The organism is Luteimonas sp. 9C (assembly GCF_902506295.1).
In the GTDB taxonomy this organism is placed as follows: domain Bacteria; phylum Pseudomonadota; class Gammaproteobacteria; order Xanthomonadales; family Xanthomonadaceae; genus Luteimonas.
In genome coordinates this window covers 105,125-124,008 of the sequence record NZ_LR733313.1, presented here as the reverse complement: position 1 = coordinate 124,008, position 18,884 = coordinate 105,125, and the positions used below count along the sequence as shown (strand labels likewise).

Annotated in this window: 14 protein-coding genes and 2 tRNA genes; 9 read left to right on the top strand and 7 right to left on the bottom strand. The window is 67.7% G+C overall.

Features of this window, described 5'->3' with window-relative positions; genetic code table 11:
* Positions 1–36: 36 nt before the first annotated feature.
* From CURTO8I2_RS13585 to CURTO8I2_RS13570, 4 genes are all read left to right on the top strand, one after another.
* Complete coding sequence (locus CURTO8I2_RS13585) at positions 37–2,424, top strand: DNA translocase FtsK (RefSeq protein ID WP_159681794.1); 2,388 nt, start codon at positions 37–39, stop codon at positions 2,422–2,424.
* Between the two features lie 144 nt (positions 2,425–2,568).
* Positions 2,569–3,201, top strand: a complete 633-nt coding sequence (gene lolA, locus CURTO8I2_RS13580; RefSeq protein ID WP_255475827.1) for an outer membrane lipoprotein chaperone LolA — start codon at positions 2,569–2,571, stop codon at positions 3,199–3,201.
* A 321-nt stretch (positions 3,202–3,522) separates the two neighbouring features.
* The gene (locus CURTO8I2_RS13575; RefSeq protein ID WP_159682123.1) at positions 3,523–4,830 is read left to right on the top strand and encodes a replication-associated recombination protein A; all 1,308 of its coding nucleotides are present in this window, start codon (positions 3,523–3,525) and stop codon (positions 4,828–4,830) included.
* Between the two features lie 125 nt (positions 4,831–4,955).
* A complete protein-coding gene (locus tag CURTO8I2_RS13570) occupies positions 4,956–5,363 on the top strand; it encodes a hypothetical protein (protein ID WP_159681792.1) in 408 nt (135 codons plus the stop codon).
* Positions 5,364–5,375: 12 nt separating this feature from the next.
* Here the strand turns inward: CURTO8I2_RS13570 and CURTO8I2_RS13565 are convergent, their stop codons facing one another.
* A complete protein-coding gene (locus CURTO8I2_RS13565; protein ID WP_159681791.1) occupies positions 5,376–5,726 on the bottom strand; it encodes a hypothetical protein in 351 nt (116 codons plus the stop codon).
* A gap of 246 nt (positions 5,727–5,972) precedes the next feature.
* Between CURTO8I2_RS13565 and lexA the strand changes: the two genes are divergently transcribed.
* From lexA to CURTO8I2_RS13545, 4 genes are read left to right on the top strand one after another with little or no spacing between them, the layout of a single operon-like run.
* Positions 5,973–6,572, top strand: a complete 600-nt coding sequence (lexA, locus tag CURTO8I2_RS13560; protein WP_159682122.1) for a transcriptional repressor LexA — start codon at positions 5,973–5,975, stop codon at positions 6,570–6,572.
* 1 nt (position 6,573) lies between these two features.
* On the top strand, positions 6,574–7,191 hold the full coding sequence (gene imuA, locus CURTO8I2_RS13555) for a translesion DNA synthesis-associated protein ImuA (RefSeq protein ID WP_159681790.1): 618 nt from the start codon (positions 6,574–6,576) through the stop codon (positions 7,189–7,191).
* Positions 7,192–7,202: 11 nt separating this feature from the next.
* Entirely contained in the window at positions 7,203–8,624 is a 1,422-nt protein-coding gene (locus CURTO8I2_RS13550; RefSeq protein WP_159681789.1) for a DNA polymerase Y family protein, read from the top strand.
* A complete protein-coding gene (locus tag CURTO8I2_RS13545) occupies positions 8,621–11,869 on the top strand; it encodes an error-prone DNA polymerase (protein ID WP_159681788.1) in 3,249 nt (1,082 codons plus the stop codon). Before CURTO8I2_RS13550 ends, CURTO8I2_RS13545 begins: the two co-directional genes overlap by 4 nt.
* A gap of 22 nt (positions 11,870–11,891) precedes the next feature.
* Here the strand turns inward: CURTO8I2_RS13545 and CURTO8I2_RS13540 are convergent, their stop codons facing one another.
* A complete protein-coding gene (locus CURTO8I2_RS13540) occupies positions 11,892–13,130 on the bottom strand; it encodes an MFS transporter (RefSeq protein WP_159681787.1) in 1,239 nt (412 codons plus the stop codon).
* A gap of 361 nt (positions 13,131–13,491) precedes the next feature.
* Here CURTO8I2_RS13540 and CURTO8I2_RS13535 point away from each other — a divergent pair, with 361 nt between their 5' ends.
* Positions 13,492–14,163 carry a class I SAM-dependent methyltransferase gene (locus tag CURTO8I2_RS13535; RefSeq protein ID WP_159681786.1) on the top strand — a complete coding sequence of 224 codons (672 nt, stop codon included), beginning with the start codon at positions 13,492–13,494 and terminating at the stop codon, positions 14,161–14,163.
* A gap of 450 nt (positions 14,164–14,613) precedes the next feature.
* Here the strand turns inward: CURTO8I2_RS13535 and CURTO8I2_RS13530 are convergent, their stop codons facing one another.
* The 5 genes from CURTO8I2_RS13530 to CURTO8I2_RS13510 form a co-directional block, all read right to left on the bottom strand.
* Positions 14,614–16,740, bottom strand: a complete 2,127-nt coding sequence (locus tag CURTO8I2_RS13530) for a M3 family metallopeptidase (protein ID WP_159681785.1) — start codon at positions 16,738–16,740, stop codon at positions 14,614–14,616.
* A gap of 401 nt (positions 16,741–17,141) precedes the next feature.
* A tRNA-Glu gene (locus CURTO8I2_RS13525) sits at positions 17,142–17,217 on the bottom strand.
* Positions 17,218–17,268: 51 nt separating this feature from the next.
* A tRNA-Ala gene (locus tag CURTO8I2_RS13520) sits at positions 17,269–17,344 on the bottom strand.
* Positions 17,345–17,439: 95 nt separating this feature from the next.
* On the bottom strand, positions 17,440–17,949 hold the full coding sequence (locus CURTO8I2_RS13515) for a DUF1249 domain-containing protein (protein WP_159681784.1): 510 nt from the start codon (positions 17,947–17,949) through the stop codon (positions 17,440–17,442).
* 100 nt (positions 17,950–18,049) lie between these two features.
* Positions 18,050–18,871, bottom strand: coding sequence for a pyruvate, water dikinase regulatory protein (locus tag CURTO8I2_RS13510; RefSeq protein ID WP_159681783.1), 822 nt, complete (start codon positions 18,869–18,871; stop codon positions 18,050–18,052).
* Positions 18,872–18,884: the final 13 nt, after the last annotated feature.

Here is an 18,884-nt window from a genome sequence, read left to right as displayed (position 1 = left end):
AAGGCCTGTACTGACTTTCTCAGGTAAAGACGCACGGTGGCACGACCGCTTTCAGACCGCGCCAAGCGCACGCGCAGCGCAGCCAAGGACGCCGCACCGGCGGCGTCCGCCAAGGCGGCGCCGAACCCGCGCCGCCAGCGGCTGGTCCGCGACATTGCGCTGATCCTGATCGCGCCGCTGCTGCTCTACCTGCTGGCGTGCCTGGTCACGCATTCGCACACCGATCCGAGCTGGTCGTCGCAGACCGGCGTGCTGCCCAGCGAGATCCACAACATCGGCGGCCCGGTCGGGGCATGGATCGCCGATGTGCTGCTGCAGCTGTTCGGCTTCATGGCCTATCCGCTGCCGCTGATCCTCGGCGCGATCGCCTGGATCGCGCTGTTCGGCATGGACCGGGACGGCGATGGCCGGGCGGATTTCGGGCCGGCGCTGCGCCTGGCCGGCATCGTCGGCTTCCTCATCACCGGCGCCGGCCTGCTGGCACTGCGTTTCCCCAGCCTGCTGAACTATCCGGCCGGCGGTGGCGGCATCCTCGGACGGCTGGTCGGCAATACGCTCAAGGCCGGACTGGGCGCGTTCGGCGGCAATCTACTGCTGCTCGCGCTGTTCCTGGTGTCGGTGACCCTGGCTACGGGTCTGTCCTGGTTCGCGGTCATGGACCGCATCGGTGGCTGGGTGATCCAGCTGCCGGCGCTGTTCCGCCGCAGCAGCAAGCAGGCCACGGACTGGAAGGAAGCCCGCGTGCACCGCGAGGAGCGGACCGAGGCGCGCAAGGTCGACACCGAACTGCGGGCCAAGCGCGCGCCGGTGAAGATCGAAGCGCCGGTGGTGCCGCCAGCGGTGGAGAAGAGCGAGCGCGCCAAGCGCGAACAGCAGATCCCGATGTTCCACGGCGTCAATGCCAACGGCTCCGACCTGCCGCCGCTGTCGCTGCTCGACGATCCCAAGCCGCAGCCGCAGGGCTACGACGAGGAGACGCTGGAAACCCTCTCCCGGCAGATCGAGTTCAAGCTCAAGGACTTCCGCATCGATGTGGAAGTGAAGGAGGCGCAGCCGGGTCCGGTGATCACGCGCTTCGAGATGGAACCTGCGCCCGGGGTCAAGGTCAGCCAGATCAGCTCGCTGGACAAGGACATCGCGCGCGGCCTGTCGGTCAAGGCCGTGCGCGTGGTCGATGTGATTCCGGGCAAGTCGGTGATCGGTCTGGAAATTCCCAATGTGCGCCGGGAGATGATCTATCTCTCCGAGCTGCTGCGCTCCAAGGAATACGACAAGTCGCCGAGTCCGCTCACGCTGGCGCTGGGCAAGGGCATCAGCGGCCAGTCGGTCGTCGCGGATCTGGCGCGCATGCCGCATTTGCTGGTCGCGGGCACCACCGGCTCGGGCAAGTCGGTCGCGGTCAACTCGATGGTGTTGAGCCTGCTGTTCAAGGCGTCCCCGAAAGACCTGCGCATGTTGATGATCGACCCGAAGATGCTGGAGCTCAGCGTCTACGAGGGCATCCCGCATCTGCTGGCGCCGGTGGTCACCGACATGAAGGAGGCCGCGAACGGCCTGCGCTGGTGCGTGGCGGAGATGGAACGTCGCTACAAGCTGATGAGCGCGGTCGGCGTGCGCAACCTCGCCGGCTTCAACAAGAAGGTCAAGGATGCGGAGGACGCCGGGCAACCGATGTCGGACCCGCTGTTCCGGCCGAACCCCGAATCGAGCGACGTCGCCGAACTGCTCGAGCCGCTGCCCTACATCGTCATCTTCATCGACGAATTCGCCGACATGATGATGATCGTCGGCAAGAAGGTCGAAGAGCTCATCGCGCGTCTGGCGCAGAAGGCGCGTGCGGCCGGTATCCACCTGATCCTCGCCACGCAGCGGCCCTCGGTCGACGTGATCACCGGTCTGATCAAGGCCAACATCCCGACCCGCATCGCGTTCCAGGTCAGCTCCAAGATCGACTCGCGCACCATCCTCGACCAGTCCGGCGCGGAGACGCTGCTGGGCAATGGCGACATGCTGTATCTGCCGCCGGGCACCGCGATGCCCGAGCGCGTGCATGGTGCGTTCGTCTCGGACGATGAAGTGCACCGCGTCGTCGAACACCTCAAGCAGAGCGGCCGGGCCGACTACATCACCGGCGTGCTCGACGAGGTGCAGACGATGGGCGACGGCACTGTGGTCGGGGCGACCGGCCTGCCGGAATCGAGCAGCAGTGGCGGCGGCGACGAGAGCGATCCGCTGTATGACGAAGCGGTCAAGATCGTCACCGAAACCCGCCGCGCGTCGATCTCCGGGGTGCAGCGCCGGCTGAAAATCGGCTATAACCGCGCCGCACGTCTGGTTGAAGCCATGGAAGCGGCAGGCGTGGTGACGCCGCCCGAGCACAACGGCGATCGCAGCGTGCTCGCGCCGCCGCCTCCACCGCGCTGATCCGAAGGCAGACGCGGATTCCGCGATGAATCGGCGATGCACGGCATCGACATGAAGCTGCGCCGTCATTGCCGCATTCAGCTGGGAATTCGCACACTCCGGTCCAACGTCACACAGCATCCAGAGGTTCCGTACATGCGCTCGATGATCCGTCATTCCCGCTGGTTCGCCGCCGCTGCCGTACTGATGGTGGGCGGTCTCGCGCAGGCTGCCGATGCGCGCCCGCAGCTCGAGCAGTTCACCCGCGGCCTCAAGGGCCTCGAAGCCCAGTTCACCCAGCAGGTCGCCGATGGCAACGGCCGGGTCAAGGAAAGTTCGAGCGGCACGCTGGCACTGTCGGCGCCGCGGCTTTTTCGCTGGGAATACGTGAAGCCGTATCCGCAGCTGATCGTCGCCGACGGCCGCACGGTGTGGGTCTATGACCCTGACCTGCAGCAGGTCACGCGCCGCTCGCAGGGCAGCGAGGAACAGGACAGTCCGCTGGCCGCGTTGATCGATCCGTCGAAGCTCGACCGTGATTTCAGCGTCGCCGAAGCCGGCAGCGCGGGTGGTCTGAACTGGCTCGAGCTGCGCCCCAAGCGCGCCGAGAACGCCGCGTTCGAGCGCGCGCGTCTGGGCTTCGGCAGCGACGGCAGCCTGTCGCGCATGGAAATCCACGACACGCTGGGCCAGCGCACGACGATCGGTTTCAGCGGCTGGAAGCGCAATCCGACGTTCGCCGCCGACACTTTCCGCTACACGCCGCCGGCGGGTGTGGATGTGGTGGGCGAGGAATAAGGTTTTCGCGTCCCGCGCTGCGGGATGCCTGAGACCTCGTATCGAGCGGCCGCCTTCGGGCGGCCGTTCGTGTTTGCGTTTGCGTTCTAGCCTGATCCTGCCATCACCCGACGGTGGGTGGGAGGCGACGGCGTACTCAAGTGCGTGCTGCGCAAGTATGTCGATCGGTCTTGCCGCGCCGCGTTGCGGTTGTGATCACGCGTGAATGTCGCAATATCCTCACTCCGGCATCTGTCTACAGGCCAACAGGTTCAACGCGTGCCCCGTTCCCGCCCATCCCGCGCCGACGGCGGCGACCTGCTGCAGGTCGACCGCAGTGCCATGCGTCCGCTGGCCGAGCGCATGCGCCCGGCGACGCTCGACGAAATGGTCGGGCAACGTCGCCTGCTGACGGAAGGCACGGCGCTGCGCACGGCGGTGGAGGCCGGGAAGATCCATTCGATGGTGCTGTGGGGGCCGCCGGGCTGCGGCAAGACCACGCTGGCGCTGCTGCTGGCGCATTACGCGGATGCCGAGTTCAAGGCGATCTCGGCAGTGCTGTCCGGCCTGCCGGAGGTGCGCCAGGTGCTGGCCGAAGCGGCGCACCGGTTCGATGGCGGGCGCCGCACGGTGCTGTTCGTCGACGAAGTGCACCGCTTCAACAAGACCCAGCAGGACGCGTTCCTGCCGCACATCGAGCGCGGCACGATCGTGTTCGTCGGCGCGACCACCGAGAACCCTTCGTTCGAGCTCAACTCCGCGCTGCTGTCGCGGTGCCGCGTGCACGTGATGGAGTCGGTGTCGCCCGACGACATCCTCGAATCGCTGCACCGTGCGCTGGCCGATGCCGAACGCGGACTCGGCGATCGCGGGCTGCGGATCGCCGACGATCTGCTGCGGCTGATCGCGGTCGCGGCCGACGGCGATGTGCGCCGCGCATTGACGCTGTTGGAGATCGCGGCCGAACTGGCGGGCGAGGGCGGGGAAATCACGGCCAGCACGATCGAGCAGGTGCTGGCCGACCGTACGCGCCGGTTCGACAAGGGCGGCGAGCAGTTCTACGACCAGATCTCGGCGTTGCACAAATGCGTGCGCAGCTCGAATCCCGATGCCGCGCTGTACTGGCTGACGCGCATGCTCGACGGCGGCTGCGACCCCGGCTATCTCGCCCGGCGCATGACGCGCATGGCGGTGGAAGACGTCGGCCTGGCCGATCCGCGTGCGCTGCAGATGTCGATCGATGCCTGGGACACGTACGACCGCCTCGGCAGTCCCGAGGGCGAACTCGCGCTGGCGCAGCTGGTGATCTACCTGGCCAGCACCGCGAAATCCAACGCCGGCTACATGGCCTTCAACCAGGCCAAGCGCGACGTGCGCGAATACGGCACGCAGGACGTGCCGATGCATTTCCGCAATGCGCCGACCAAGCTGATGAAGGAACTCGGCTACGGCACCGGCTACCAGTACGACCACGACAGCGAAGGCGGCATCGCGCTCGACCAGACCGCGTTTCCGGATGCGATGGGCGAACGGGTCTACTACCAGCCGGTGGCGCGCGGCATGGAGATCAAGCTCAAGGACAAGCTCGACACCTTGCGCGCCGCGCGCACGGAGGCGATCCGCAAGGCCCGTGAGGCCGGAGACGACTGATCGCCTGCGGATTGCCTGACGACGCTTGCGGGCGGCGACCGAAAACGACGCGGGCGTTCGCACGATGGTGCAGCCCGGGGCACACGCGCAGGCTCACAGGCGGTTCTTCCATGGAGGGCATGCCGATGCGGCCCTATGCAGTTCTGCTGCTGCTCGTCGCGTGGCCGGTCGCCGCGCAGTCGGTGCACAAATGCGCCGATGGTCGCGGCGGACACAGCTATCAATCGCAGCCCTGCACCGAGGGCGAGACGCTGCGGACGTGGACGGCCGACGAGGTGCAGGACGCGCCTGCAAGCGCGGCATCGCAACGCACGGTGCAACCGCCGACGCAGCGTCGTCCGGCGACATCGTCCCGGGCGCGACCGGCACGTGCGACGACGCCCCGCCGCGACGATCAGCACGCGCGGTGTGTGGCCGCTCGCGCCAGTCGCGAGAACAGCTTGCGCAAGCTCGGCAGCCAGCGCCGCTACGACGATCTGCGCCGGCTCAACGAGCGCGTGTCGGCGGTCTGCAATCACCGCGGACGCGGCTGAGGCGCCGGGTGATCAGGGATTGCAGGGCCGGTTGGTGCCTTCCCAGCCGTTCGGCAGGCGGCGGATGACCTGACCGCCGGCGCAGCGTTCGCCGGCCTCGAGCGGCGTCGAGCGATAGGCCACGAGCTTCTGCGCAGCGGGCGCGACGACGGCAGGTCTGGGGTATTCGTAGATCACGCGTTCGGGCGCAGGCAGATGGCCGATCTGACGGGAGAACCGAGTCGCATCGTCGTCGCTGCGGCTGGCATGCAACCAGGCCGCATTGGATGCCACCAGCAGGGTCAGCAGCACGATCACCATCGCCTGCCAGGTCGAACGCCGCCAGCGGGCGGGAAACAGGAACACGTTGCGTTGCCGATCCACGAGGCGCTCCGGAGTCCAGACAGACCGGATTCGATGCTAGGCGCCAGGGGCGGGGCAAACCACTAGGGACAACCCTGTAAACGTTTTCCTGCACACCCGATGCGGTGCACCTGTCGCGCGGCAAAAGGCGCCCGCATGAACCGGTCAGGCGCATCCCGGCAGCCAGCACGAAGCCAGCCGAACGGGTGGAGACCCCACTCAGCAAGCGATGGCGTATCGCCTTCCGAAGGTGTACAAATGTACACCATGCATGATCTGACCCCCCAACGTGCCGCCGTCCTCGAGTTCCTGCGCGAACGTATCGCCGCCGGTGCGCCGCCGAGCCTGGCCGAGATCGCCGCGGCCTTCGGCTTCGCCTCGCGCAATGCCGCGCAGAAGCACGTCCAGGCGCTGGTAGCGGCCGGTCTGGTGGAACTGCAGGCCGGGCAGAAGCGCGGGCTGCGGCTGCCGGGGCAGGGCGAGCGCATGGCCGCCCTGCCGGTGCTCGGACGTGTGGCGGCAGGCGTGCCGATCGGCCCGGACACCGGCAGCGACCGCGTGCTGTGGCTGGACCGCAGCCTGTTCTCGCTGCGCCCCGATTACCTGCTGCGCGTCGAAGGCGATTCGATGATCGACGACGGCATCCTCGAGGGCGATCTCGTCGGGGTGCACCGCAGCCGTGACGCGCGCGACGGCCAGACCGTCGTCGCGCGGCTGGACGATGCCATCACCATCAAGCGGCTCGAACACCGCGCAGGCGGCGTGCGCCTGCTGCCGCGCAATCCCGCGCATGCGCCAATCGTGATCGCTGCCGACGCCGACTTCGCGATCGAAGGCCTGTATTGCGGCCTGGTGCGGCAGGGCTGACATGGCGGCTGCTCTCCAGTCGCTGGATGCCCTGCTCGCCGCGCGCACGGTGTGGTCGGCCGGGCGCGGCACGCGCTGCGCCGACATCGGCCAGCCGACCGGCCATGCCGCGCTCGATGCCGCGTTGCCCGGCGGTGGCTGGCCGCCGCGCGCATTGACCGAACTGCTGCTGCCGGCCGAGGGCGTCGGCGAAATCTCGTTGCTGTTTCCAGCGCTGTCGCGCATCACCGCCGCAGGCGGCCGCGTGGTGCTGGTCGCGCCGCCGTGCATTCCCTATGCACCGGCGTGGCAGGCGGCGGGCGTGCGACTGGATGCACTGGATGTCGTCGAAGCGTCGCCCACCGATGCGCTCTGGGCGTTCGAGCAATGCCTGCGCAGCGGCGCCTGCGCGGCGGTGCTGGGCTGGCCGGAAACCAGTGATGCGCGGTTGATGCGGCGTCTGCAGGTGGCGGCCGACAGCGGCGATTGCCACGCCTTCGCGCTGCGCGACCGGCGTCATGCGGCGAACCCATCGCCGGCGGCGTTGCGGCTGGAATATCTACCCGACGTGCAGGCCTGGCAGGTGCGCAAATGCCGCGGCGGACAGGTGCCGTCGCACCCGGTGCGATTGGCGAGCTGAATGATCCTGCGATGCTCTGGGCCTGTCTTCTCCTGCCGCAACTGGCGCTCGACGCCGTCCTCCGTCGTCTGCCCGAACCCGACGCGCCCTTCGCGCTGGTCGAGGGACCGGCGCAGCTGCGCAAGTTGCACAGCGTCAACGCAGCCGCCGGCGCGCATGGACTGAAGGCCGGTATGCGCCTGTCGGCCGCGCATGCGCTGCTGGCCGACGTGCGCACCCAACCGCACGATCCGCTGGCGGAATCGACGGCACATCGTTTTCTGGCCGCCTGGGCGTATCGCCACAGTTCGCTGGTGAGCCAGCAGTGGTCGCGCGCGATCGTGCTGGAAGTGCAGGCGAGCTTCCGCCTGTTCGGTCCGTGGTCGCAGTTCGAACGCACTCTGCGAGAAGAACTGAGCGCGCTGGGATTCGCGCATCGCATCGCGCTGGCGCCATCGCCGACGGCTGCGCGCGTGCTGGTCGGTCTGCGCGATGGCTTCGCAGTGACCGGGCCGGCGGAACTGTCGGCGCTGCTGGACCGCACGCCGGTGCGCCGCGCCGCATTGCCGGGCGATGCCGGCGAGCGCCTCTACCGCATGGGCGTGCGGACGCTCGGCGCCTTGCGCGAACTGCCGGGCGCGGGCGTGCAGCGCCGGTTCGGGGCGGAGGTCCTGGCGCACGTGCGCAGGCTGTATGGCGAAAGCGACGATCCGGTCGCCTGCTACACGCCGCCCGACCGGTTCGACATGCGCGTCGAGCTGGGCTACGAAGTGGAAGCGCATCCGCCGCTGCTGTTTCCGTTGCGGCGCCTGATCAACGACCTGTGCACGTATCTGTCCGCGCGCGACGGGGGCGTGCAGCGTTTCGTCATCGCGCTGGAACACGAAACGGGCAGTACCGATGTCGAAGTCGGCCTGCTCGCACCCGAGCGCACGTCGACGATGCTGTTCGAACTCGCGCGCAACCGGCTCGAACGCACCGGGATCACCCGGCCCGTCGTCGCGATGCGCCTGCTCGCGCGCGAACTGCCGCCGTTCGTGCCGGCCGCGCGTGATCTGTTCGACACGCGCCCGCAGCAGGCACTCGACTGGCCGCATCTGCGTGAGCGCCTGCGTGCGCGGCTTGGCGACGAGGCGGTGTACCGGGTGACGCCAGCCGGCGATCCGCGTCCCGAACGCGCATGGTCGCGCCGGATCGGCGATGGCGGCGGCGCGATTCCCGAGGGGCCCGCGCGCCCGCCGCGTCCGGCCTGGCTGTTGCCGCAGCCGGTGCCGCTGCACGCCCCCGGCCTGCGCATCGTGTCCGGGCCGGAGCGACTGGAAAGCGGCTGGTGGGACGACGCGGACGCGCGCCGCGATTACTACGTCGTCGAAACCCGCGAGGGCCAGCGCGGCTGGGCCTTCGTGCCGCCCGGACGCTTCGACGGCTGGATGCTGCACGGCTGGTTCGCATGAGCTGGGACGATGCGATCGACGGCGTCGACCGCGACACGCCGGGCAGTCATGTACCGCGTGCGCTGCGCGTGGCGGGGCGCCTGCGCGCGGCCGCGAACGACGACGTCGCCCACGACACCCGCGACGATTTGCCCGCGTATGCCGAACTGCATTGCCTGTCGGATTTCTCGTTCCTGCGCGGCGCGTCCAGCGCGGAGCAGCTGTTCGCACGCGCGGTGCACTGCGGCTACGGCGCGTTGGCGATCACCGACGAATGCTCGCTCGCCGGCATCGTGCGCGGGCTGGAGGCGTCGGAGGAAACCGGGCTCAAGCTGATCGTCGGCAGCGAGTTCCGCCTGCTCGACGACACGCGTTTCGTGCTGCTGGTCGAAACCCGCGCGGGCTACACGCAACTGTGCGCACTGATCACCCGTGGCCGCCGCGCCGGCACCAAGGGCCACTACCGGCTCTCGCGCGCGGATGTCGAAGCCGAATTCCGTGGCACGCCACCCGGCGTGTTCGCCGTGTGGCTGCCCGGTGCGACGCCCGATGCGGGGCAGGGCGCCTGGCTGCGCGACGTCTTTCCCGGCCGCGCACATCTGGCCGTGGAACTGCACCGGGACCGGGACGATGCCGAGCGGCTCGCATCGCTGATGGCGATGTCTCGCACGCTCGGGATCCCTGCTGTCGCCAGCGGCGACGTGCACATGGCGACGCGGCGCGAACGCATCCTGCAGGACACGCTGACCGCGATCCGCCACACCCTGCCGATCGCCGACTGCGGCGAACACCTGTTCCGCAACGGCGAGCGGCATCTGCGGTCGCGGCGCGCACTCGGCAACATCTACGGCGTGGATCTGATGCAGGCCGCCGTCGATCTGGCGGCGCGCTGCACATTCGGCATGCGGGAATTGCGCTACGACTACCCGGTGGAGCTGGTGCCCGAAGGCCACACGCCGACCAGCTGGCTGCGCCATCTGACCGAAGACGGCATCCGCGTCCGCTGGCCCGATGGCCCGCAGCCGAAAGTGCGCGAGCTGATCGAGTTCGAACTCGCGCTGATCGCGAAGCTCAAGTACGAGGCGTTCTTCCTGACCGTGGCCGACATCGTCCGTTTCGCGCGGGGCGAGGGCATCCTGTGCCAGGGCCGCGGCTCGTCGGCGAATTCCGCGGTCTGCTACGCGCTGGGCATCACCGCGGTGAATCCGGACGACACCCGTCTGCTGATGGCGCGCTTCCTGTCGGAAAACCGCAACGAGCCGCCCGACATCGACGTCGACTTCGAGCATGAACGGCGCGAGGAAGTCATCCAGTACGTCTACGCCAAGTACGGCCGCGAACGCGCTGCGCTGGCGGCGACGGTCATCGCCTATCGCGGCAAGAGCGCGGTGCGCGATGTCGCCAAGGCCTTCGGCCTGCCGCCCGACCAGATCGCATTGCTGGCCAACTGCTACGGCTGGGGCAATGGCGAGACGCCGATGGAACAGCGCATCAGTGAAGCCGGGTTCGATCTCGACAATCCGCTGATCGGCAAGATCCTCGTCATTACCGAAATGCTGCGCGACCACCCGCGGCACCTGTCGCAGCACGTGGGCGGGTTCGTGATCTCCAACGAGCCGCTGTCGCATCTGGTGCCGGTGGAGAACGCGGCGATGGACAACCGCACGATCATCCAGTGGGACAAGGATGATCTGGAAACGATGCAGCTGCTGAAGGTCGATTGCCTCGCGCTCGGCATGCTGACCTGCATCCGCAAGGCGCTGGCCTTGGTGCGCGGTGCGCGCGGACGTGACTTCGAAGTCGCCACGCTGCCACGCGAGGATGCGCAGACCTACGAGATGATCCAGATCGCCGACACCGTCGGCGTGTTCCAGATCGAATCGCGCGCGCAGATGGCGATGCTGCCACGGCTCAAGCCCAAGGCGTTCTACGACCTCGTGGTGGAAGTCGCGATCGTGCGGCCCGGTCCGATCCAGGGCGACATGGTGCATCCGTATCTGCGGCGCCGGCAGGGACACGAGCAGGTGACGTATCCGTCCGAGGGCGTGCGCGAGATTCTCGGGCCGACGCTCGGTGTGCCGCTGTTCCAGGAGCAGGTCATGGAACTGGTGATCCACGCGGGCTACAACGCCGACGAGGCCGATGGCCTGCGCCGTTCGATGGCGGCCTGGCGTCGCGGTGGCGACATGGAGCCGCATCGGCTACGCATCCGCGGACTCATGGAAGCCAAGGGTTACGCGTCGGAGTTCATCGACCAGATCTTCGAGCAGATCAAGGGCTTCGGTTCCTATGGATTCCCGCAGAGCCACGCCGCGTCGTTCGCGAAGCTGGTCTACGCCAGTTGCTGGCTCAAACGGCACGAACCGGCGGCCTTCTCCTGCGGCCTGCTCAACGCGCAGCCGATGGGCTTCTATTCGCCGAGTCAGATCGTGCAGGACGCGCGTCGTGGCAGCCCGCATCGTGCCGCGGTGGAAGTGTTGCCGGTCGACGTGATGGTCAGCGATCGCGACTGCACGCTGGTCGGCGGACGTCCGTGGCGCAGCGACGCCGATCCCGGCACGCAGCCCGACATCCGGCTGGGCCTGCGTCTGGTCGCCGGGTTGTCGGACACCATGGCCGAGGCGATCGTCGCTGCACGCGCGCGCCGTCCGTTTTCCAGCGTCCAGGACCTGTGCCTGCGCGCGGGGCTCGATGAAAAGGCACGCAGCGTCCTCGCCGAATCCGGTGCGCTCGCCTCGCTGGCCGGCCACCGCAATGCGGCGCGCTGGGCGGTCTCGGGCATCGAGCGGCAACGGCCGCTGCTGCCGGGCAGTCCGGACGAAGAGGTGGTCGAGTTGCCGATGCCGCGTGCGGGCGAGGAGATTTTGTCCGACTACCGCAGTACAGGTCTCACGCTCGGCCAGCATCCGATGGCCCTGCTGCGCGCGCAGATGGCGCGGCGCCGGATCATCGGCCTGCAGGATCTGCAGCAGCGACGGCACGGCAGCGGCGTACACGTCGCGGGCCTGGTCACCCAGCGTCAGCGACCGGCGACGGCCAAGGGCACGATCTTCGTCACGCTGGAAGACGAGACCGGCATGATCAACGTGATCGTCTGGCCGCATCTGGCGTTGCGACGTCGCCGCGCCCTGCTGGAATCGCGGCTGCTCGCGGTGCGCGGGCGCTGGGAGCGCGTCGATGGCGTGGCGCATCTGATCGCCGGAGATCTGGAGGATCTCAGTGGCATGCTCGGCGGCATGCAGCTGCCGTCGCGGGATTTCCACTGAGCCACGCATGCGCGCGGTGCGCTCAGTGGCGCTCCGTCCGCGGCAGCAGTGCGGTGGCGACACCGAGCAGGGGCAGGAAGGCGGTGAGCTGGTACACCCAGACGATGCCGCGCGCATCCGCCAGCTGGCCCAGCGCGGCCGCGCCGATGCCGCCGATGCCGAACATCAGGCCGAACATCACGCCCGACACCATGCCCACGCGACCGGGCACCGCTTCCTGCGCATAGACCACCAAGGCGGCGAACGCGGACGACATCACCAGGCCGATCACCACCGCGAGGATCGCGGTCATCGCCAGGCCGACATGGGGCAGGGCGAGCGCGAACGGTGCCACGCCGAGGAAGGAAATCCAGATCACCGCCTTGCGGCCGATGCGATCGCCGATCGGACCACCTGCGAACGTGCCCAGCGCGATCGCGCCCAGGAACAGGAACAGCACCACCTGGCTCTGCTGCACGCTCACGCCGAAGCGTTCGATCAGATAGAACGTGAAATAGCTGGTGAAGGAGGCGATGTAGACGAACTTCGCGAACATCAGCACCGCCACCACCGCGATCGCCTGCACCACCTTGCCGCGCGGCAGCCCTGTGCCGCGGTTGACCGCCAGACGCGTCAGCCGCGCCTGGCCGTGCACGACCGTCCAGTTCGTCAGCCGCAGCAGCACGAACACCGCGAGCGCCGCGACCAGCAGGAACCAGGCGATGGCGGACTGGCCGTGCGGAATCACGATCGCGGCGGCCAGCAGCGGTCCGATCGCCGAGCCGGTATTGCCGCCGACCTGGAACGTCGACTGCGCCGTGCCGAAGCGTCCGCCCGAGCCCATCCGCGCCACGCGCGAGGCTTCGGGATGGAAGGTGGCCGACCCCACGCCGACGATGGCCGCGGCGACGAGCAGCATCGCGTAGCTGTGCGCCATCGCCAGCACCCCGACGCCCACGAACGTCACCGCCATGCCGGTGGGCAACAGCCAGGGCAGGGGACGTCGGTCGGTGTACAACCCGATCCACGGCTGAAGCAGGGACGCGGTGATCTGGTAGGTCAGGGCGATGACGCCGATCTGCCCGAAATCGAGGTCGAAATCACCTTTGAGCATCGGGAAGATCGCCGGCAGCATCGCCTGGATCAGATCGTTGAGCAGATGCGCGAACGCCGCCGCGCCGACGACGCGGACCGCGAAGCCCTGGTGCGGTGTGGCGTGATCAGCGATGGCCACGGTCGCGGGTTCGTCACGCGCGGGGGAGTCTTGGACGGGCTTGGACATCAGGTGGATGGCGTGCGGGTACCGTCGCCTCGGCTGCGACCGAGTGCGGCGCATGGGGGCTGCAGATTAGACCCTCGTGGTGTCCGCGTCCCGCGTGATCGCGATACGGTCTGTCGCATTGCGGGCGTGCAGCTACGGATCCACACGCAACGAGCGGATTGCTGACCTGGGAAGACTTCCAGACCGCTTCGCCAACGGGGTTCGGAGGTCGTCACCGGTGCGATGCGTGCACGATTTCTTGCGATCGCCCGCTTCGGGCCCTCGAGGCGGCACGTCGAGAACGTGATCGATACCGGCAGAAACGCCCTAACGTAACAACACGTGTTACGTTATAGGCTCTTGCGCCTGGTTTGAATCCCGCATGCCTTTCTCAGACCCTGATGCAGTGGCCGACTACGTGAGCAATGTCATCCGCCAGGTGCCCGGCGTCCACGCACTGCACCGGATGGCGCACCTGCTGCTGGCCGAACGCGTGGCAACGGACGGGCATGTCTTGGTGCTCGGCGCAGGTGGCGGCATGGAACTGGCTGCATTCGCGGACGCCAGTCCCGAATGGCGATTTACCGGCGTGGACCCGTCCGCGGAGATGCTGGCGCTCGCGGCGCTGACGCTCGGATCGTCTGCGCCGCGTGTCGACCTCATCCGGGGCTACATCGAGTCAGCGCCGGACATCGCGTTCGACGGTGCGAGCTGTCTGCTGACCTTGCACTTCCTGGACCGCGAACAACGCCTGCACACATTGCGCGAACTCAGACGGCGCCTGAAACCGGGCGCGCCGCTCGTGATTGCACATCACAGCGTGCCCGACGATCCCGCAGAGAAGCGGCTCTGGTTTCGACGTTGGGCGGCGTTCGCTTCCGTCGGCACCGTCACCGACGCGGACACCGAAGCGCGCGCCGATCTGATGGCCAGCTGTCTGCCGACGTGTGCGCCCAACTTGGAAGTTGGAATGCTCGAGGCAGCTGGCTTCGAACGACCAAGCCTGTTCTACGCGGCGCTCACGTTTCGGGGCTGGGTCACGTATGCGGGGTAGTGTCCGGAAAGCACCTTCACAGTCGAGCTAGAACTTCGCATAATGTACATTATGTAAATTAAGGCATGCACCTGTTGGGCAGCGCTGTTGCTGCATGACCGCCAGTGTTCCAACTGGTCACGCTCGAGCCGCTGCTCCGGAGCTGATCAGGTTTGTTGCCGCGAAGCAGCCCATGTGCGGTGCCGGTGTTCCGCTGCGCGCATGGAGGCTGCGACTGTGGTCCTTATCAGGTCACGTCATTTAGCCCATCGGTACGATCGATCTGCGGAGTTCACCACTGCAACCGCGGATCAGCCTGTGGTCACCAGAACCAGGCATCTCCGGAGATCGGGCCGGTCACGTTTGACCGGCCCGGGACTCGCCGCCCGTTGAAGCTGCAGCGGCGCGCGTATCGGGCGACCCGGACCACCGGATCGCCCTCGCCTCACGCCTCGGCGAACCCCGCCGGCGTTACTTCAGTCCGCGGTTGCGCAGTAGCGCGTCGGCGGTCGGCATGCGGCCGCGGAACGCCTCGTAGCTTTCGGCCGGGTCGCGGGTATTGCCGACCTCGTAGACCTCGCGGCGCAGTTTGGCCGCGAGCTCCGGGTCGAACACGTTGCCGGCTTCCTTGAACGCGTCGAAGCCGTCGGCGTCCATCGCCTCGGCCCAGGTGTAGGCGTAGTAGCTCGCCGAATAGCCGCCGTCGAAGATGTGGCTGAAGTGCGGCAGCCGGTGGCGCATGCCGATTTCCTCAGGCACGCCCAGGTCGCGCAGCTGGGCGGCTTCCCAGGTCCGCGCTTCGAAGTCCTGTGGCAGCGCGGTCATCTGGTGCAGACGCATGTCCAGAATCGCGGACGAAAGCTGCTGCACGGTCAGGAAGCCCTGGTTGAAGGTCTGCGCTTTCAGCAGCGCCTCGAGCATCGGCTCGGGCATCGGCTCGCCTTCCGCATTGCGGGCATGCGCTCGCAGGATCGCCGGCTCGGTGATCCAGTGCTCGTAGACCTGCGACGGGAATTCGACGAAGTCACGCGGCACGGCCGTGCCGGAGAGGCTCGGATAGCGCGCCGTCGACAGCAGTCCGTGCAGGCCGTGACCGAATTCGTGGAACAGGGTCTGCGCCTCGTCCAGCGAAATCAGCGCACGCTCACCGCTCGCCGGCGGCGTGATGTTCTGGTTGTTGACGACGATCGGCGTGTCGCCGAGCAGACCGTTGGGTACGCGGATGCTGTTCATCCACGCGCCCGGGCGCTTGGTCGGACGCGCGAACCAGTCGGCGTAGAACAGGCCGACCTTCCGCCCGTCGGCTTCGCGGATCTCGAACACCCGCACGCCGTCGGCATAGACCGGGATGTCGGTACGCTCGTGCGCGGTCAGGCCGAACAGCTTCTGCGTGGTCTCGAACATCGCATCGACGATGCCGTCGAGCGGCATGTACTGCTTGACCTGCGCCTCGTCGAGCGCGAAACGCTCGCGGCGCACCTGCTCGGCGTAATAACGCCAGTCCCAGGGCTGGACTTCGGTCACGCCGTCCTTCGCGGCCAGCGCTTCGATGTCGCGCAGTTCCTCCTGCGCGCGCACCAGCGCCGGCTGGTACACCGCCATCAGCAGGTCCATGGCGGCGTCGGTGGTCTTGGCCATCGAGTCCTGGAGCACGTAGTCGGCGTGGCTCGGCGCGCCCATCAGCTCGGCGCGCTCGATGCGCAGCGCGACGAGCCTGGCGATCTCGTCACTGGTGTTGTTGGCGTTGTCGTTGTCGCCGCGGAACGTGAAGGCGCGCCAGATCTTTTCGCGCGCCTCACGATTCGGCGCCGCCGTCAGGAACGGTTCGGCGGACGAACGCGTGGCCGGGAACAGGTAATGCCCGGGCTTGCCGGCCGCTTCGGCCGCCGCTGCTGCGGCGCTCGTCTGATCGGCCGGAAGACCTTCGATCTCGGCCGCACTCAGCAGCACGTCGTTGGCCTTCTGGTCGGCGAGCAGCTTCTGACCGAATGCCACGCCCAGATTGGCGAGTTCCTCGTTGATCGCGGCGACGCGCGTGCGCGCCTCCGGGCTCAGCGCCGCGCCCGCACGCACGAAGCGACGGTGGGTTTCTTCGAGCAGACGCGTCTGCTCGGGCGTGAGCTCGAGCTGCGCGCGGGCCTTGTACAGCGTGTCGACGCGCTGGAACAGCGCCTGGTCGAGCATGGTCTCGTTGGACAGGCGCGCGAGCTTCGGCGCCACGTTCTTCTGGATCGCCTGGTTGGCCGGCGTCGCGTCCGCAGACGCCACGGTGAAGAAGGTGCTCGCGACACGGGAGAGCTGGCGCCCCGCCCGTTCCATCGCCTCGATGGTGTTCTCGAACGTCGGCGCGGCCGGATCGTTGGCGATGCGCTGGCTCTCTGCACGCGCCTCGGCGATCGCGAGGTCGAACGCCGGCTCGTAGTGTTCGGGCCGGATGCGGTCGTAAGGCGGCACGCCGTCGGGGGTATTCCATGCGCCCGTCAACGGATTGGCGGCCTGCTCGGCGCGTGTGTCGGCGGGTTGCGCTGCGCTCGGCAGGCTGGTGACCAGAAGCGTCGCCGCGATTGCGGTGGACAGAAGGCACGCGCGTAGAACCATAGTGTTGCTCCGAAGCTGGGCGTCTCGAGTGGTATCGATGCGACATCGTCGATCGACAGGTATTCGTGTGAATTTATAACATTCGACCCGCGCGTCGCCACGTGCGGATGGCATGAAGCGGCGTATCGGGTGCCTCGCGGACCGCCCTGCTCTGTCGGCCATCGCGTGCACGCGTGCGGGTGTGACCGGACGCGCGCGCGATCGCCCGCCTGCGTCGGCACGCATCTGCACACAGGCGGTTCGGCGTCCTGGCCCGAATCGGGAGGACTGTTCCGGCGCAGCGCGTCATCGACGCGTGCGGGGCATGGGCCGACGCAAAGTCGGCGGAATCGACGCGGCACGCCGACGGACGCAGACAGCAAAACGGGCAGCCCTTGCGAGCTGCCCGTCTGCTTGAAAAGTGGCGTCCCCACGGGGATTCGAACCCCGGTGTCCACCGTGAAAGGGTGGTGTCCTAGGCCTCTAGACGATGGGGACGCAGAAACCTGCATCATTCTATCGATCGGCCTTTGATCGACAGACAAATTGTGGTGGAGCCAGGCGGGATCGAACCGCCGACCTCCTGCATGCCATGCAGGCGCTCTCCCAGCTGAGCTATGGCCCCACGTTTGGGAGCGCGAAATTGTAGTGTTCCGTGCCGGCAACGTCAACAGAATTTCGCACTTCCTTCGTTCGCTTCGATTCGTTCCGGAGAACGTCTCAGCCGGTGGCGCCGGCCTTGCTGCGATCGAGCCGCGCATCATCCGGATTTGGACCCAGAGTTGCAAGCCCATGTCCCTGATCGTCGAGATACTGCAGCCACTTGCCGAGAAATGTGTTCATGCGCAGGCGGTGATCCACCACTTCGTCCGGCGGTGGAAACATGCCGATCACGTCCTGCCAGCGGCGCCCGACATAGCAATGCGTGGCTTCGACCTGCCCTGCATCGCGGTACAGACGCAGATGCGCGGACGGGTCCGGTTCGCCCGTGACCGGGTCGAGCATTGCGTAGCTCAGGCGCAGCTCCGTTGTGTATGGATGCTGCTCGACGACATCCAGAAGCACCGTCAGCGCGCCGGGCACATCGGAGCGGTAGCGGCCGGGTGCGAGGCTCGCGGGATCGAACAGGCGCACCAGGCGCTCATGGTTCTCCGCGTACAGCGCCATCAGCCAGCCGAAGCGCCCCATCGAGGGCACGCGCGGGCGGCGGCGGGTCAGGACTTTTTCCATGGATCGATGCTACATCCGCGGCGATGAATCCGTCAGGATCGAACGACGGCGTGCGGGATGGGGTTCCGGGTCCGCCATCCCCATCTCCGAAACGACGTCCTCAGTACATGACGCGCTCGATGCCCAGGGTCGACAGAACCTTGCTGGAGATCTCCTCGATCGAGGTGTGCGTGGTGCTCAGAGAGGGCATGCGCTCGGCGCGGAACAGGGCCTCGGCCGCGCCCACTTCGTGCTTGCAGGTCTCCAGCTTCGCGTAGCGCGAATTCGGCCGGCGTTCCTGGCGGATCTGCGCCAGGCGCACCGGATCGATCGTCAGCCCGAACAGCTTGGCGCGATGCGCGCGCAGCCGCGGCGGCAGGCGGTCGTGTTCCAGGTCTTCCTCGGTCAGTGGATAGTTCGCCGCACGCACGCCGTGATGCAGCGCCAGATAGACACAGGTCGGCGTCTTGCCCGCGCGCGACACCGCGACCAGGATCACGTCGGCCTCGTCGTAGTTGGTCGCCATGCCGTCATCGTGGGTCAGCGCGAAGTTCATCGCGTTGATGCGGCGGTGGTAGGTCTCGAAATCGACCATGCCGTGCGCCCGGCCCACGCGGGATTCGCGCGTCTCCAGCAGTTCGCGCTCCAGCGGTTCGATGAATGGCGCGAACACGTCGAGCACGAGCGCCCCGCTCTCCCCGAGCACCAGTGCCAGTCCGGTGTCGACGCAGGAGCTGATGACGATCGGACGTACGCCCATCGCCTCGCCGCGGGCGCGGATCAATCCCGCGACTTCGCGCGCGCGCGCCTCGTTGTCGACGAACGGGATCCGGTTGGTGCTGAACTGGGTGCCGCTGAACTGGGTGAGCAGGCTGTGGCCGATGGTTTCGGCGGTGATGCCCGTGCCGTCGGACACGTAGAACACCGGGCGGGGACTGGACATGCGGACTCCGGAA

Coding starts and splice junctions, on each gene's coding strand:
- lolA (WP_255475827.1), top strand. CDS start 2,569: ATGATCCGTCATTCCCGCTGGTTCGCCGCCGCTGCCGTACTGATGGTG.
- CURTO8I2_RS13575 (WP_159682123.1), top strand. CDS start 3,523: ATGCGTCCGCTGGCCGAGCGCATGCGCCCGGCGACGCTCGACGAAATG.
- CURTO8I2_RS13570 (WP_159681792.1), top strand. CDS start 4,956: ATGCGGCCCTATGCAGTTCTGCTGCTGCTCGTCGCGTGGCCGGTCGCC.
- lexA (WP_159682122.1), top strand. CDS start 5,973: ATGCATGATCTGACCCCCCAACGTGCCGCCGTCCTCGAGTTCCTGCGC.
- imuA (WP_159681790.1), top strand. CDS start 6,574: ATGGCGGCTGCTCTCCAGTCGCTGGATGCCCTGCTCGCCGCGCGCACG.
- CURTO8I2_RS13550 (WP_159681789.1), top strand. CDS start 7,203: ATGCTCTGGGCCTGTCTTCTCCTGCCGCAACTGGCGCTCGACGCCGTC.
- CURTO8I2_RS13545 (WP_159681788.1), top strand. CDS start 8,621: ATGAGCTGGGACGATGCGATCGACGGCGTCGACCGCGACACGCCGGGC.
- CURTO8I2_RS13540 (WP_159681787.1), bottom strand. CDS start 13,130: ATGTCCAAGCCCGTCCAAGACTCCCCCGCGCGTGACGAACCCGCGACC.
- CURTO8I2_RS13535 (WP_159681786.1), top strand. CDS start 13,492: ATGCCTTTCTCAGACCCTGATGCAGTGGCCGACTACGTGAGCAATGTC.
- CURTO8I2_RS13530 (WP_159681785.1), bottom strand. CDS start 16,740: ATGGTTCTACGCGCGTGCCTTCTGTCCACCGCAATCGCGGCGACGCTT.
- CURTO8I2_RS13515 (WP_159681784.1), bottom strand. CDS start 17,949: ATGGAAAAAGTCCTGACCCGCCGCCGCCCGCGCGTGCCCTCGATGGGG.
- CURTO8I2_RS13510 (WP_159681783.1), bottom strand. CDS start 18,871: ATGTCCAGTCCCCGCCCGGTGTTCTACGTGTCCGACGGCACGGGCATC.